The sequence below is a fragment of the Pseudomonas sp. GM80 genome (genome assembly GCF_000282515.1).
Lineage (GTDB): Bacteria > Pseudomonadota > Gammaproteobacteria > Pseudomonadales > Pseudomonadaceae > Aquipseudomonas.
This window is the reverse complement of record NZ_AKJD01000210.1, coordinates 1-15,622: the sequence shown is the minus strand read 5'-3', so window position 1 is coordinate 15,622 and position 15,622 is coordinate 1. Positions and strand designations below refer to the sequence as shown.

Below are 15,622 nucleotides of genomic sequence, written 5' to 3'. Positions count from 1 at the left end.
CCAGCCGTGACCAACGTCACCGACACCATCGACACCACCACCGTCAGCATCACCGGCAGCACCTCGGTGACCGAAGGCCAGACTGCCAGCTACACCGTCAGCCTGAACCACCCGGCGCAAACCGAAGTGACCCTGAAAATCGTCTACAGCGGTACCGCCGCCGACGGTTCGGACTTCACCGGCGTGTACACCGTGAAGATCCCGGCAGGTGCGAGCAGCGCGCAGTTCAACGTCGCCACCATCGATGACAAGATCACCGAAGGCACCGAGAACTTCGTGGTCAAAATTGATTCGGCCACCGGTGGCAACTTCGAGAACCTCGCGGTCAGCGCCACCAACGGCAGCGTCAGCACCTCGATCATCGACAACGATGCGCCGCCAGTCATCGATCTGGACGCCAACAATTCCAGCGGCGCCACCGGTGCCGACTACAAGGTGACGTTCACCGAAAACACCCCGGGCGCGGGCGTGTCGATTGCCGACACCGATATCAAGATCACCGACCCGGACAGCACCATGCTGACCGGCGCGACCGTGGTGCTGACCAACCGTCAGGACGGCGATGCGCTGAACCTGGGCAACAGCGTCAACGGCATCACCATCAATGCCAACAGCACCAACGGCACCGTGACCCTGACCTTGTCGGGCAACGCGACGCTGGCCGACTACATGCAGGCCATCAAGAACATCAGCTTCACCAACAGCAGTGAAGACCCGAGCACCGTGCCACGCATCATCACGGTGACCGTGACCGATGGTGGCAACTACTCCAACGTGGCGACCACTACGGTCAACGTCGTGGCAGTCAACGATGCGCCGGTTGCAGCACCAGTCAACGTTACCGGCACGGAAGACACGCCGCTGATCCTCGGCTGGTCGACCTTCGGTGTGACTGACGTCGACAGCCCGGCCAGCAGCCTCGGGATCAAAATCACCCAGCTGCCGGGTGAAGGCAAACTGCAGTACCTGGATGGCTCGACCTGGAAAGACGTCGCCAACAACCAGACTTTCAGCAAAGCGGACATCGACGCTGGCAAGCTGCGCTTCATGCCGGATGCCAACGAGTCGGGCGTCAACGGTTACGGCGGCACAGGTCTGGGCAACAATCAGGCTGACTACGCGCAGCTCAAGTTCCAGCCAACCGACGGCCAACTGCTGGGCAACACCGGCACCGTGAAGATCGACATCACGCCAGTGGCGGATGCGCCGACCGTGAGCGTGGCCGACAACAGCGTGAAGTCCACCGGGCTGATCAAGGAAGTCTGGACTGGTCTGTCAGGCCTTGGCACCAACGGCAACGGCGCGGATTCGACCACGTTGAAAAACGTCATCGACGGTGCCGGCACTCCGAACACCAGCACCAACGTCAACAACGTGCAGTCCGACGGCAGCGTGACCGCCGGTACCGCGTCGAAAACCTCGGGGCTGATTTATCTGGAAGCCGGCAAGACCTACACCTTCAGCGGCATCGGCGATGACAGCCTGCTGGTGACCATTGGCGGCAAGAGCGTGGCATCGACCACGTGGGGCGCGGGCGGCAACCTCAACGGTTCATTCACCCCGACCACCAGCGGCTATTACACCCTGGACATCTACCACCACAACCAGAGCGGCCCGGGCAGCTACGACGTCAACCTGTCGGTCAACGGCAGCACGCCGATCGACCTGAGCAGCGCCGGCGTGCCGATCTACACCGGCGTGCAGGATCTGGTGAACTCGGGCGTGACCGTTTCCGACCTGCACGGCACCAACGGCGAAGGCTATTACGACGGCTACAAGCTCAACACCGGCGCCGAAGGCACCACCGTGAAACTGTCGGCCGTCAGCACCGCGCTGACCGATACCGACGGTTCGGAAACCCTGAGCGTGAAGATCAGCGGTGCACCGGTCGGCTCGGTACTCAGCGATGGCGCAGGGCATACCTTCACCGTCACCGCCAGCAGCGGCGACGCCAACGTCACCGGCTGGAACCTCGGCAGCCTGACCGTGACGCCACCGCCGTACTACAACGGCCAGTTCAACCTGACCGTGACCTCGACCTCCACCGAACAGGTTGGCGGCTCGGCGAGCAGCACGGCGACCATTCCGGTCACCGTGGTGCCGGCGGTCTACAACGCCATTGTCGCCACCTCGGCCGATGACACCGTCACCGGTACCGATGGCAACGACATCATCGTCGCCGACATCGGTGGCCTGACCGTGGTGCCAGGCACCAACTACAACATCGCGTTCATGGTCGACAGTTCCGGCAGTATGAGCAGTTCGTCGATCAACGCGGCGAAGGACTCGCTGACCGCGGTGTTCAACACCCTCAAGCAGAGCCTGGGCGGCAGCAACTCGGGCACGGTGAATATCTTCCTGGTGGACTTCGATACCCAGGTCAACAAATCGGTGTCGGTGAACCTCAACGACCCGAATGCGCTGACCCTGCTCAAAGCAGTTCTGGATTCGATGAGTTCCGGCGGCGGCACCAACTACGAGGACGTTTTCAAGACCACGGCCAACTGGTTCCAGAGCACAGAAGCTGTGGCCAACACCGGGGCGAAGAACCTCACGTACTTCATCACCGATGGCCAGCCGACCTACTACCAGAGCGGCGAGCAGACCAACCCGACGCTGTACGGCAGCGTGAAGTTCGATAGCGTGGTGACGACCAGCAACTACAAGCTGGGCGACACCTTCAGCACCTACATCGACAACACGCATTACCTGAGCATCAACGCCAGCGGTTTCGCCCAGTTGCAGACCTACACCAACCGCTACGGCTGGAGCACTACCAATCTGGGTACCGTCCACGCGCAGGGCGACGGCACTTACGAGTTGTCGAGTCTGGCGGGCAGCGGCAGCAGCACCAGCACGACCACCACTGACAACTCCACCAGCAGTTTTGCCTTGCTCAGCGGTCTGTCGAACGTCGAGGCCATCGGCCTCAACAACGGCGTCAGCCTCAACGATCTGAAGCCGTACGATTCGGATAAAACGCCACAGACCAACATCGATCCGAAGGATCTGGCCAACTCGATCATCGGCCACACCGAAGCGACGCTGCCGGGCAATGACACCGTCAGCGGTGGCGACGGTAACGACATCCTGTTCGGCGATCTGGTGAGCTTCAACGGCATTGCCGGTGAGGGTTATCAGGCGATGCAGGCGTTCGTGGCCAAGGAAACCGGCGTCGACGTCAGCAAGGTCACCACCAGCAACGTGCACCAATACATCACCGAGCACTATCAGGCGTTCGATGTGTCCGGCGCGCACGACGGCAATGACACGCTGCTGGGTGGTGCGGGCAATGACATCCTCTTCGGCTCGGGCGGCAACGACTGGCTCGATGGCGGCAAAGGCAATGACATCCTGCTCGGCGGCACCGGCAACGACACGCTGATCGGCGGTCAGGGCAACGACATCCTCATTGGTGGTTCGGGTGCCGACACCTTCGTCTGGAAGGCGGGCGACACCGGCAACGACGTGATCAAGGACTTCAAGGCCAGCGAAGGTGACCGCATCGACCTGCGCGATTTGCTGCAGGGCGAAACCGGTAGCACCATCGATAACTTCCTGAAGATCACCACGGTCGACGGCACGTCGTCGCTGCAAGTCAGCTCGGCGGGCAAGTTCAACTCCGGCGACGCTGCGGCGGCAACCCCGGACGTGACGATCAAACTGGAAGGCAACAACTGGTCGAGCGCCAACATTCATAACCTGATTGCCGGCAGCGACCCGACCATCAAGGTCGACCACAACAACAGCTGATGCGTGAACACAACGGCCGCCCTTCTCGGGCGGCCGTCACGTTTGCAGTCACCGCCACGGTGACGATTGCATCGGCGCACCGCATACTTGCGCGCAGTTGGCTATGCTGCTGACAGCATGACGCTGGTTCATTTCTGAGGGATGCTCAATGTTTTACGTGCAACGCGATGCGCAAGGTCTGTTGATTCGCGTGGAAGCCGCGGCCTACGCCGAAGCCACGGAAACGCTGCCGGCCGACAGCCATGAAATCCAGGCCTGGTTCGCCAACGAGGTCGTGGAAACCAGCCTCAAACAGCTCAAGCAGAGCGACTTTGAAATGATTCGGGTACTCGACGACCTGATTCAGGTGTTGACCCAGAAAGGCGTGATCCGCGTCACCGACCTGCCGCCGGCGGCTCAGGCCAAACTGATGGACCGGACCCAGGCGCGTGAAGCGTTGGGTGGGTTGAGTCAGTTGATCGATGATGAAGAAACCGGGTTGATTTAAAAGCAAAGATCGCAGCCTTCGGCAGCTCCTACAGGTGAATGCATTCCATGTAGGAGCTGCCGAAGGCTGCGATCTTTTCGCCTTTAAAATCTGAAGATTACTGCCAAGGCTTGGGTTCACCCAACAACTGCCCCTGAACCCCATACAAGCCCATCTCGCGAATCACCGACAACTCCCCTTCCGTCTCGACCCGCTCGGCAATCAGCGGCAGATCAATGCTGTGCGCCGCGCGCTGAATCGCTTCGATAAACAGGCGCTTGTCACTCTCCTGATCGATCGCCCGGATGTAGCTGCCATCGATCTTCAGGTACGCCAGCCCCAAGCGCGCGAGGTTGCCGATCATGCTGAAACGGCCACCAAAACGTTGCAGACTGAGGGAGAAGCCGAGTTCGCGCAGGCGCCGGGTCAACTGCTCCAGCACCGCTTGCTCGGGCAATTGCTCTTCGCCAATCTCAAGGGTCAGCCGCGCGCCGAGGTTGGAATGCGCCCGGAGGATTTCGAAGACTTTGTTCAGCGCCTGCGAATCAGCAAGGGTCGCCGAAGACAGGTTCAGCGCCAGCGAATCTTCATGGCCTTTCATTTGTTCCAGCACCCGTTCGAGCATCAGGCGATCCAGCCGCGCGGTCCAGCCGAAGCGCTCCAGCCACGGCAGGAAACGTCCGGCCGGGATGGTCTGGCCCTGTTCGTCGAGCAAGCGCGAAAGCACTTTGTAATGCAGCACCAGTTGCGTGTCCTGCGCGGCGACCACCGGCTGGAAATACAGCTCGAAACGTTGCTGACTCAAGGCCTGATCGAGCAAGCGATGCCAGCCGTGGTGATCGTCGCCAACGTCTGCGGTCAGGCTCTGATCGATGCAGGCCCAGTTCTGTTCACCCTGCCCTTCAGCCTGCGCCAGCGCCTGATCACCGAGACTGAGCACCGACTGCGGCGAATCACCGTGAGCAAACGGTGCCAGACCGATCGAGGCCACCGCCGCCACGTCCGTCGCCCCCGTGGCGTGCAAGCTGCTCAGCGCACTGTCGAGGTTCTGCGCCAGTTGCAGCGCTTCTTCACGCACCAGCCCAGGCGCCAGCACGGCGAATTCACCGCCGCGAATACGCGTGACGAGGTTCTGGGTTTCCGGGTATTTGGCGCACTCGCGCGACAGTTGCTCACCGACGGCCTTCAACAATTCATCGGTGCGCTGCCCGCCCAGACGCTGGTTGAGCCCGGCCAGATCCTTGACCCGCAACAGCAGCAGATAACCGGAACTGGCCTGCTCCGGATTGCTCACCCGATTGTTCAGTTGCATCTCGAAATAACGCCGGTTGGCCAGCCCGGTGAGGTTGTCCTGATAAGACTCGGCACGCAGTTTTTCACTGCGTTCAGCCTGTTCCTGAAACAGCGCCTTGAGCTTTTCGACCATCTGGTTCATCGCCTGCACGACGCGACGCAATTCCGGCGTGCGCGGCAATTCGGGCAAGCTGAGAAATTCGCGACGGGCGATGGCGTGGGATTGCTTGACCATGTAATCCAGCGGCTTCAATTGCCGGCGCAACAGCAGCGCGCCGAGCAGCGCACTCACCGCACCGCAGATCAGCAGCCAGCCGAGGCTGCCCAACGCGCTTTGCCACAACTTGGCCACGGCAAACATCGGGTGACTGACCACCTCGACCCGCGCCGCCTGTTCCCAGCCACGGTTGACCAGCGCATCGCCGCCAGCCGGTTCCAGGCCAATCAGTTTGACGAACCAGTCCGGCACATTGCTGACGGCGGGGATGCCGTTGCGCTCGACAATGGTCTGGTCGGTCTTCAGATCAACCACGCGAATGCTCGCGTAATAACCGCTGTCGAAAATCGAACTGACCAGCAATTCAACCATCGCCGGGTCGTCGATATTCGGTGTCAGCGACAACGCCAGCGCTGTCGCGGCGTCCTGAGCGTGGGAGCGCAACTGGTTGACGTACTGAGTGCGCGAGCTCTCCAGGCTGACCATGAAGCTGCCGGTGAAGGCGACCACCAGGAACAGACAGATAGCGATCAACAGCTGTTTGAACAAAGACATCTGAGCGCGTGCTCCTAGTTAATCGTTTCGACCGGAAAACCTTCGGCCTGCATTTTCTTCAACACATCCTGCCAGCGTGACAGACGTTTGGTGTCACCGACCTTCTTGTTGCCCTTGGCCCCAGGCAGATACAGGCCCTCAGCATTGAAAGAGTAGACCGGCAGCAAATCGGTTCGCTGCGACGCCGGCTGGATCGGGTCGATCAAGCTGTCGAGCACCAGCGGCATGGCATCCGGTGTTGCATAGTAAGTCAGCACCATGTGCGCGCGGTTCTGGCGCAACGCCTTGACGTAAGTGATGCGCAGCTTGTCACTGGATACCCCGAGATGGCGCAGGCTGAAATACTTGGCGATCGCGTAGTCTTCGCAATCGCCGGCGCCTTTCCACAGCGCCTCGATCGGGGTTTCCCAATAGTCGACTTCGTGCCACAGGTCGATGTCTTCGACGTAGCGCATCTGTTTGTTGAAGAACAGGTTCACCACTTTCAGCTTGTCCATTTCGCTGACTTGCTTCTGCGTCGCCAACAGATTTTGCCAGGCATCGATGCGTTGCTGCCCGGCACCCAGCGGGCCGTACAGCGCCGTAGCCTTGCGGCTGATCGCGGAAAAATCCCAATCGGCATGCAGACCGCCCAGCATGACGCCGGCCAGCAGCAGTGCGCAGCCTAGCCAGCGCAGAGTCCGGGGGATCGCGAAACGTACCGCCACAGCAGATTTCCGGGGGGCAGGAAGGAAAGCGTTTGATGGTGAAGCTTAGCCGGGTAAAAAACAATGGCACCCTGAGATCATCGACGCCGCGCTAAACTTGTGGAATACGGTATTCCTCCACACGGTTTGACAACCTGTAGAGCAATCACTAGTGTCATTTGGATCCAATTCAGTCGAAAGACAGGGTGCGTAGTCGTGACACAGAAGCCCAAACCGCTGCACAGCATCAAAGTCGACGGGCCCATTCCCGCGCATTTGGCCCGCTCGATCATAGAAGAAACCTTGCGCGCGGCGATCCTCGACGGTCGCCTGCCGTGCGGCACGGCCCTGCGCCAACAAGATCTGGCCGACCTGTTCGGTGTCAGCCGTATGCCGGTGCGCGAGGCCTTGCGCCAGCTCGAAGCGCAAGCGCTGCTGAATGTCACTGCGCACAAAGGCGCGGTGGTAGCCGCGCTGATTCAAGGCGATGCCGCGCAAACCTATGAGCTGCGGATCCTGCTGGAATCCGCAGCGTTGCGTCAGTCGATTCCGCTGCTGGTGGCGGCTGATCTCGAACGCGCCGCCGACCTGATCGATGAACTGGAAAACCAGCAGGACTACAGCGAAATCGGTCGGCTCAATCGCTTGTTCCACATGGCGTTGTACAGCAAGGCACCGAACAAGCGCCTGTTGCGCCTGGTCGAAGACGGCCTTAATGAAGAGGAGCGATTCCTGCGCTTCAATCTCGAAGCCATGGGCCTGGGCAAGATTTCTCAGGATGACCACCGCGCCCTGCTGCAAGCGGCGAGTGATGGGGATGTCGAGGGTTCGGTGACGTTGCTGGTGCAACACCTCAACCGGGGTGTCGAAGTGATCACGCGCTTCCTGGCCAGCCCTGCCGGACAAACCCGCAAAGCCGCAGACTAAGATCGCGACTCACTCCTACCGGAAACTCGATTAATGTGTAGGAGTGAGCCTGCTCGCGATGAACGATAACGCGATCTAACCGACCTTCACTCAGATCTTGAAGCTATCAACCAATTGCTTCAGGCGATTGGCCTGTTGCGACAACGCATCACAATCCTTCAACGTCTCGTTGAGGTTGGCGACGCTCTGCTGGTTCAACAGGTTGATCTGGTTGACGTCGACGTTGAGGGTCTCGACCACGGCGGTCTGCTCTTCCGTCGCGGCGGCTACCGACTGGTTCATGCCGTCGATTTCGCCAATGCGCTGAGTCACGCTGACCAGACGCAGACCGGCCTGATTGGCCACTTCCACGCTCTGCTCGCTCGACGCCTGACTGGCGTTCATCGTAGTCACCGCTTCACGCGAACCGATCTGCAGGGAAGTGATCATCTTGTGGATCTCTTCCGCCGATTCCTGAGTACGGTGGGCGAGGTTGCGCACCTCGTCCGCGACCACGGCAAAACCACGCCCGGCTTCACCGGCACGCGCCGCTTCGATCGCCGCGTTGAGCGCCAGCAGGTTGGTCTGTTGCGAGATGCCCTTGATCACATCGAGGATGTGGCCAATGTTGTCGGTGCTGGCGTTCAGGGTTTCGATCTGCGTGCACGACAGGCTGATTTTCTGCGACAGCTCGGTCATCGCCTGGATGGTTTGTTCCACCACCTGACGACCGTCGTCCGCCTGCTCGCTGGCGCCGCTGGCGTGCTGCGAAGCATCGGCGGCGTTACGGGCGATTTCCTGCGTGGCAGCGCCCAACTCGTTGATCGCCGCAGCGACGCTGTTGGTGCGCGCACTTTGTTCGTCGGAGCCGACGATCGAAGCGTTGGACGAGGCCATTACCCGCTGCGACAAGTCATGTACGTGGCGAGTGGCCGAGGACACTTCGGAAATCGAGGCGTGAATTCGCTCAACAAACTGGTTGAACGCGCTGCCCAGCTCACCAAACTCATCCTTGCTCTCAACCACCAGACGGCGGGTCAGATCGCCCTCGCCCTGAGCGATGTCCTGCATCGCACGGCCCATGGTGGTCAGCGGACGCATCAGCACATTGATCAACAGGCTCAGCAGCAATGCGATCGCGGCCACGGCCACGAACATCGCGATCAGCGCCGAGGTACGGAATTGGCTGAGTGCGGCGTAGGCCTTGTCGCGATCGATCGACAGACCGATGTACCACTCGGCATTCGGCAAATCAGTGACCGGGGTGAACGAGAGAATACGTTCCTGACCGTTGAGCACGACGTTCTGGTTGCCCTTCTCGATGCGTACGCTGGAGTTCGGGTAGATGTCTTTCAGGTTCTTCATCACCTGATCTTTGTCCGGGCTGACGATCACCTGGCCGTCACCGCTGACCAGGAACGCATGGCCGAGACCACCGAAGTCCACGGAATTGATGATCTTCACCAGGGTTTCCAGGCTCAAGTCACCGCCAACCACACCGAGCAGCTCGCCGTTCTTTTTCACCGGCATGGCAATCGTCACCACCAGACCACCGACGGCAGCCATGTACGGCGGCGTCAGCATGGTTTTGTCGGCGACCACCGCTTGCTTGTACCAAGGGCGCTGACGCGGATCGTAGCCGTCCGGCATCTTCGCGTCCGGGCGCTGGGTGAAGACACCGTTGGCCTGGCCGACGTAGGTGAACTGGAAGTTCGAGGTAAACGCCGGTTGATCGACCAGCCCCGGGAAATCGGCGTCCTTGCCCTGATGGGCAACGTTCTGCGCGAGGTTTTCCAGTACCAGAATTCGCCCGCTCATCCAGTTCTGCACGCTGCTGGCGGTCAGATCGCCGGCCTGCTGCACAGAGGATTGGAGGTTCTGGCGAATGGTGTTTCGCTGCAGATAGTCGTTGTAGAGGGTGAACAGCGCGAACGCCAGGACCACGACGCCCGAGGCGGCCAACAGGATTTTATGGCTGAACTTGAGATTCATTTCATGGGACTTCTTATGCGAAAAGTGGGGATGCGTTCCGGATGCAACATTCCATGTACAGCGCAGGCAGCGTTCTTCTGGCCGCTCTACTTTGGTGCACGCATGTCTCACCAGTCTGTCGGCACGCGCGGGAGAAATCTTAGGGCTATGTAGGAAATGGATGGCATTTCTGCCGAATTCCCGCCGAACGGCGTACCAGAGCGTCCGCTGATGATTTTTTTCCGAGCGATATTCGAGTGGCAGTTGCAAATTCGCCAACCCTTGCTGACAATGCGACTAATTATCATTTGTGACGTTCGGGCTGTCGCGTTCATGTCCTCACCTGAGTTTGCAGTACAGGCGCTCTACAGTACTCATCACGGCTGGCTCAATGCCTGGCTGCGTGCGCGGCTGGGCAACGCTGCGGATGCGGCGGATCTGGCGCAGGACACGTTCGTGCGTCTGCTGCAACGCACCGAACGCCTGGAGCTGAAAGCACCCCGTGCGTTTCTGCGCACGATTGCGCGCGGTCTGGTCATCGACCACTGGCGCCGTGAAGAGATCGAACGGGCGTATCTGGAAACCATCGCTCACTTGCCCGAGGCTGAAACGCCGAGTGCCGAATCCCGGGCACTGGTGATCGAACTGCTGGAAAGCATCGCGCGCATGCTTGAAGGACTGAAACCAAAAGTGCGTCAGGCGTTTCTGCTGGCGCAGTGCGAAGGTTTGAGCCACAAACAGATTGCCGAGCAGATGAACGTATCGTTGCGTTCGGTCGAGCGCTATGTCGCCGACGCGCTGTATCACTGCTACGTGCTGCGGTACGAAAGCTGATGGCTGTGGATAACCTCTCATTGGGCCGGCGCGCCGAACCGCAACAGAAGGTGGTCAAGCAAGCCATTCACTGGCTGCTGCGCCTGCGCAACAACCATGGCAACGTACGGCTGAGCCGCCAGTGCGAGCAGTGGCGTGCCGAGCATCATGAACATGAACTGGCCTGGCAACGGGTGCAGTCATTACACGCCGAATTGAGCAACAACCTGCGCGCGGTACCCGGTGCGCATGTGGCGTTCAACACATTGGAAAACAGTGCGCAGGGGCTGGGCCGTCGTCAGGCCTTGAAGCTGTTGTCCGGCGCATTACTGATGGGCTCGGCCGCGTGGTTGGCGAAAGACACCGCTGCCTGGCAGCAGTGGCGCGCCGATTACGCCACGGCGACCGGCGAGCGGCGCGGTTTTCAGTTGCCAGACGGCACGCGAATCGAGCTCAACACCGCCAGTGCAGTGGATCTCGATTACACCGCAGAGCAGCGCCTGATCAAACTGACCCGCGGTGAAATCGTCGTCACCTGCGGCGGCGCTGACGAAGGCGCGACCTTTGAACGGCCCCTGCGCGTACAAAGTCGCCACGGTATTTATGCGCCACAAGACGCGCGGTTCGTCCTGCGTCAGCAGAGCGATTGCACGCAACTCAGTGTCACCAGTGGCCGGGTGGCCATTCATTCCGGCGGTACGTCGATTGAAGCGCTGGCCGGACAAAGCTATCTGATCGATCACCATCAGGTGCGTCCAGCGCCGGCGCTGGATATGGATGTCGGCGCCTGGGTCGACGGCCTGATCGTCACGCGCAATATGCGTCTGGGCGACTTCCTCAGTGAAGTCGGGCGCTATCGGCAGGGCTTTCTGAACTGCGCGGTGGATGCTGCGGACTTGCGTCTTTCCGGGGTATTCCGACTGGAGGACACCGACAAGCTGTTGGCGATTCTGCCGCAGACCTTGCCGGTGCAATTGCGCTATCGCACACGCTGGTGGGTGACGCTGGAACGTGCGGTCTGAAAATATTTTGGCGGGTTTTCGCGGTCAATCCGGCTTGGTCAGTAAGCACTTCAATTCAAGCGTTTGCGACTTCCTACGGAAACCTACAATGACTGTCCGCGCCACCTGTAAGAACTCTCTGAATTTCACTGTCGAATCGGCCGTGTTGCGCCACGCGGTTCGCGCTGCGTTGTTGTCCACCGCGCTGGGCGTCTCAGTGTTGCCCAACCTGAGTGTGGCGGCCGCAACCGCTGCCAGTGAAGTCAGCCATCGTTACAACATCGCTGCCGGCCCTTTGGGTGAGGCGCTGAATCAGTTCGCGCGCCAGGCGGGCATCACCTTGTCGATGACGCCGCAACAAACTCAGGGTCAGCAGTCGCCCGGCGTACAGGGCGAGTATTCGACTGATCAGGCGCTGAGTCATCTGCTCGGCGGTTCCGGCCTCGAAGCGGTCAGCCAGGATGGCAACAGCTATACCCTGCGCCCGCTCGCTGAATCCGCAGCGCTGGCCTTGCCGACCACCGATATCAAAGGCTTTGCCCTCGGCAACGCGCTGGGCAGCATGGACGGCTACAACGCCACGCACAGCCAGATCGCCACCAAAACCAGTACCGCGCTGCTGGAGACTTCGCAAAGTGTGTCCGTGGTCACCCGTGAGCAAATGGACGACCAGGGCTCGCAAACGGTCTCCCAGGCGATGCGCTACACCCCCGGCGTGCTGACCAATCCTTACGGCGCCACGCATCGCTACGACTATGTGGCAATGCGCGGTTTCAACGACGGCTCGGTGGACAACATCTACCTCGATGGCCTCAAGTCGATGGGCGACAGCGGCACTTACAGCACCATGCAGGTCGACCCGTATTTCCTTGAGCGCGTGGACATTCTCAAAGGGCCTTCGTCGGTTCTGTATGGTCGCAGCTCGCCCGGCGGCCTCGTCGCACTGACCAGCAAGAAACCGTTGTACGAGGCTTACCATCAGGTGCAAGCCACGGTCGGCACGCAAGGTCAGCGCGGGGTCGGTTTTGACTTCAGCGGACCGGTCGATGACGACAAGCGCGTTGCCTATCGTCTGACCGGGTTAACGGATCAGTCCGACACGCAATTCGACCACAACAAGGAAAAACGCTTTGCCTTGGCGCCGACCGTCAGCATCGACTTCAGTGAAGACACCTCGCTGACCCTGCAGGCGTATCTGCAACATGACCCGGATGGCGGTTATCACGGCGGCGTCCCGGCCGACGGCACGATCCATCAGCGCAATGGCAACCGGATCTCGCCGCACTTCTTCGAGGGCGAGCCGGGCATCGATGGTTATTCACGTGATCAACAGTCGTTCGGTTATCAGTTCGAGCATCGCTTCAACGATGTCTTCACGGCGCGGCAAAATTTCCGCTACCTCGACTCCAAGGTGAACATGGACCAGGTCTACGCCTATGGCTGGACCACGCCGACCAGTAACGAACTGAACCGCTATTACACCGGCGGTGATGAGCGTCTGCATGCGTTTATCGTCGACAACATGCTGCAGGCGGAATTTTTCACCGGTGCGACCAAACACACGATGCTGATGGGCGCGGATTATCAGCGGCGCAAAACCGTGGTCGACTGGACCAGCGGCGGCCTCGCGCCGATCAACGCGTTCAACCCGGTGTACGGCAACTCGGCAATCGATATGTACGGCGAGACCAGTTACCTGCGCCGCCTGGAGCAGACCGGCGTCTACCTGCAAGACCTGATCGAGATGGACAAATGGCGTTTCTCGCTGGGTCTGCGCCAGGACTGGGTCGAGACGTCGGATGAAAACCGCATCGCCGAAGCGGGGCGTCCGCTGGGCACCGAAATCAATGACCGTCGCACCAAATTGACCGGCCGCGCTGGCGCCCTGTATCTGTTTGATAACGGTCTGGCGCCCTACGTCAGCTATTCCGAATCGTTCAACCCGAACTCCTATGCCGACAGCGCCGGCAATCCATTGGCGCCTACCGATGGCACGCAGTGGGAAATGGGCTTGAAGTATCAGCCGCCGGGCACCGACAACCTGTTCACCGCGTCGCTGTTCCGCATCGATCAGGAAAACCTGGCGACCAAACTGCCGCAGGAAAACTTCTATCGCGCTGTCGGTGCTGTCCGCTCCCAAGGCCTGGAACTGGAAGCGCACATGCAACTGACCGACAACCTGAAAGTGCTCGGCAGCTACACCTTCACCGACATCGAATATTCGAAGTCGATGGTCAGCACGCTGAGCACCCCGACCGATGTGATCGAGAACAAAGGCAACTCGCCGACTCAGGCACCGCGGCACATGGCGTCGCTGTGGGCCGACTATAAGTTCGACAGCGCGGCGCTGGATGGCCTGCGTCTGGGCGGGGGTGTGCGTTATGTCGGCTATAGCTGGGCGGATGCGGAAAACACTTTGAAGGTGCCGTCTTACACGCTGTTCGATGCATCGATCGGGTATGACCTGGGCAAGGTTGGCCTGAAGGGCGTCGATGTACGGCTGAATGCGAACAACCTGACCAACGAGTCCTACGTGGCTTCCTGTGCCAGCCTGAACTTCTGCTACATGGGCGAAGAGCGCAACGTCGCGGCGACGGTCAGCTATCAGTTCTAAACCTTTGTCCTGTGCATAAAAAAGCCAGCCCCTGAAATGTCAGGGGCTGGCTTTGTCGTCTCAGTGGGGAAATTTTAATGCGCGCATTTCTGGTGTTGTTGCATCGCTATATCGGCTTGGCCACGGCGGTGTTTTTGCTGTTGGCCGGGATTACCGGAAGCATTCTGGCGTTCAATCATGAACTGGATGAGTGGCTCAATCCACAGTTCTACTCAGCGTCTGCGCAGGGTTCACGATTGCCTCCGGGCGAGTTGGTCGACGCGGTGCAGTCTGCGCATCCGAAGTTGCAGGTCTGGTACATGGAGTATCCGCATGAGGCTGGCCACACGGCGCTGCTGGCGGCGGTGCCGCGCAATGACCCAGCGACCGGCAAGCCGTTCGATGAGCGCAATCAGGTGTTCTATCTCGATCCGCTGACGGCTGAACAGAAGGGCCAGCGATATTGGGGTGAGTGCTGTTTTCAGCGGGAGAACTTTGTCCCGTTCATTCTGGAATTTCATTACAACCTGACGTTGCCAGGCAACTGGGGATTGCTGTTGATGGGCCTGGTTGCAATCGCCTGGGTGATCGATTGCTTTGTGGCGTTGTGGCTGACCTTGCCGCGCGGCAAACCGTTCTGGAAGAAGTGGTCGACGGCGTGGAAGGTCAAGGGCGGACACGCCTATCGGCTTAACTTCGATCTGCATCGGGCTGGCGGATTGTGGTTATGGCTGTTGTTGTTGCCGATCGCGGTCAGCAGTGTGGCGATGAACTTGCCGAGCCAAGTGTTCAAACCTGTGGTGTCGCTGTTTTCACCCATTGAACCGAGCGTCTATGAAGCCCGAGGGCGAATACCTGCCAGTGAGGTTGGGGTGACCCAACTGAGTTATCAACAGGCGTACGAGAGGGCATTACAGGAGGGAGAAAGGTTAGGGCTGACAGCGGCGATCGGGGAGTTGTATTACAGCTTTGAGTACAACTTCTACGGGGCAGGATTCGGACAGCACGACACTGAGGCACATGGCAAATCCTGGTTGTTCTTTCACGGTACGGACGGGCGATTGTTAGGGCAGGAGATTGCAGGGCAGGGAACGTTGGGGGAACAGTTTTACCGGTTGCAGTTGCCGATACACGGTGGACGGATCATTGGTATCACCGGGCAAATAATGATCGCGCTGCTAGGCATTTTGATTGCGGGGTTGTCAGGGACTGGGGTCTACATCTGGTGGCGCAAGTGGCAGGCTCGACGCATCAGCAAGGCTCGTAAAGCCATTTGACCGTGGGTTTTAGTGAACCTGAAATGACAAAACCCCTGTCTGCTTACGCAGTCAGGGGTTTCGGAATTGAATCTTGACGATGACCTACTCT

The 15,622-nt window shown here is 59.8% G+C and carries 10 protein-coding genes; 7 read left to right on the top strand and 3 right to left on the bottom strand.

Annotated elements, in window-relative coordinates; genetic code table 11:
• Both PMI37_RS26680 and PMI37_RS26675 read left to right on the top strand, forming a co-directional pair.
• A partial coding sequence (locus PMI37_RS26680) for a beta strand repeat-containing protein (RefSeq protein ID WP_008087039.1) occupies positions 1-3,753 on the top strand: 3,753 nt, incomplete at its 5' end.
• A 148-nt stretch (positions 3,754-3,901) separates the two neighbouring features.
• Complete coding sequence (locus tag PMI37_RS26675) at positions 3,902-4,240, top strand: hypothetical protein (RefSeq protein WP_008087037.1); 339 nt, start codon at positions 3,902-3,904, stop codon at positions 4,238-4,240.
• Positions 4,241-4,337: 97 nt separating this feature from the next.
• On the opposite strand, the gene lapD is transcribed toward PMI37_RS26675, so the two are convergent.
• Positions 4,338-6,284, bottom strand: coding sequence for a cyclic di-GMP receptor LapD (gene lapD, locus PMI37_RS26670; RefSeq protein ID WP_008087035.1), 1,947 nt, complete (start codon positions 6,282-6,284; stop codon positions 4,338-4,340).
• A 14-nt stretch (positions 6,285-6,298) separates the two neighbouring features.
• On the bottom strand, positions 6,299-6,991 hold the full coding sequence (gene lapG, locus PMI37_RS26665) for a cysteine protease LapG (RefSeq protein ID WP_008087033.1): 693 nt from the start codon (positions 6,989-6,991) through the stop codon (positions 6,299-6,301).
• A gap of 195 nt (positions 6,992-7,186) precedes the next feature.
• Between lapG and PMI37_RS26660 the strand changes: the two genes are divergently transcribed.
• On the top strand, positions 7,187-7,897 hold the full coding sequence (locus PMI37_RS26660; RefSeq protein WP_008087030.1) for a GntR family transcriptional regulator: 711 nt from the start codon (positions 7,187-7,189) through the stop codon (positions 7,895-7,897).
• A 90-nt stretch (positions 7,898-7,987) separates the two neighbouring features.
• On the opposite strand, the gene PMI37_RS26655 is transcribed toward PMI37_RS26660, so the two are convergent.
• Positions 7,988-9,868: a methyl-accepting chemotaxis protein gene (locus PMI37_RS26655; protein ID WP_008087028.1), complete on the bottom strand. Its 1,881-nt coding sequence runs from the start codon at positions 9,866-9,868 to the stop codon at positions 7,988-7,990.
• 312 nt (positions 9,869-10,180) lie between these two features.
• Between PMI37_RS26655 and PMI37_RS26650 the strand changes: the two genes are divergently transcribed.
• The 4 genes from PMI37_RS26650 to PMI37_RS26635 all read left to right on the top strand — a co-directional run bounded on the left by PMI37_RS26650 (position 10,181) and on the right by PMI37_RS26635 (position 15,531).
• On the top strand, positions 10,181-10,681 hold the full coding sequence (locus PMI37_RS26650) for a sigma-70 family RNA polymerase sigma factor (protein WP_045123304.1): 501 nt from the start codon (positions 10,181-10,183) through the stop codon (positions 10,679-10,681).
• The gene (locus PMI37_RS26645; protein WP_008087024.1) at positions 10,681-11,682 is read left to right on the top strand and encodes a FecR domain-containing protein; all 1,002 of its coding nucleotides are present in this window, start codon (positions 10,681-10,683) and stop codon (positions 11,680-11,682) included. The genes PMI37_RS26650 and PMI37_RS26645 overlap by 1 nt, the downstream gene beginning before the upstream one ends.
• A gap of 88 nt (positions 11,683-11,770) precedes the next feature.
• Positions 11,771-14,275 (top strand): TonB-dependent siderophore receptor, encoded by a 2,505-nt coding sequence (locus PMI37_RS26640; protein ID WP_008087022.1) that lies wholly within the window; start codon positions 11,771-11,773, stop codon positions 14,273-14,275.
• 77 nt (positions 14,276-14,352) lie between these two features.
• On the top strand, positions 14,353-15,531 hold the full coding sequence (locus tag PMI37_RS26635; RefSeq protein WP_008087021.1) for a PepSY-associated TM helix domain-containing protein: 1,179 nt from the start codon (positions 14,353-14,355) through the stop codon (positions 15,529-15,531).
• The last annotated feature ends 91 nt before the right edge of the window (positions 15,532-15,622 follow it).

Bases quoted from the DNA above. Each gene is read 5' to 3' on its own strand.
- PMI37_RS26675 (WP_008087037.1), top strand. From the start codon at position 3,902: ATGTTTTACGTGCAACGCGATGCGCAAGGTCTGTTGATTCGCGTGGAA.
- lapD (WP_008087035.1), bottom strand. From the start codon at position 6,284: ATGTCTTTGTTCAAACAGCTGTTGATCGCTATCTGTCTGTTCCTGGTG.
- PMI37_RS26655 (WP_008087028.1), bottom strand. From the start codon at position 9,868: ATGAATCTCAAGTTCAGCCATAAAATCCTGTTGGCCGCCTCGGGCGTC.
- PMI37_RS26650 (WP_045123304.1), top strand. From the start codon at position 10,181: ATGTCCTCACCTGAGTTTGCAGTACAGGCGCTCTACAGTACTCATCAC.
- PMI37_RS26645 (WP_008087024.1), top strand. From the start codon at position 10,681: ATGGCTGTGGATAACCTCTCATTGGGCCGGCGCGCCGAACCGCAACAG.
- PMI37_RS26640 (WP_008087022.1), top strand. From the start codon at position 11,771: ATGACTGTCCGCGCCACCTGTAAGAACTCTCTGAATTTCACTGTCGAA.
- PMI37_RS26635 (WP_008087021.1), top strand. From the start codon at position 14,353: ATGCGCGCATTTCTGGTGTTGTTGCATCGCTATATCGGCTTGGCCACG.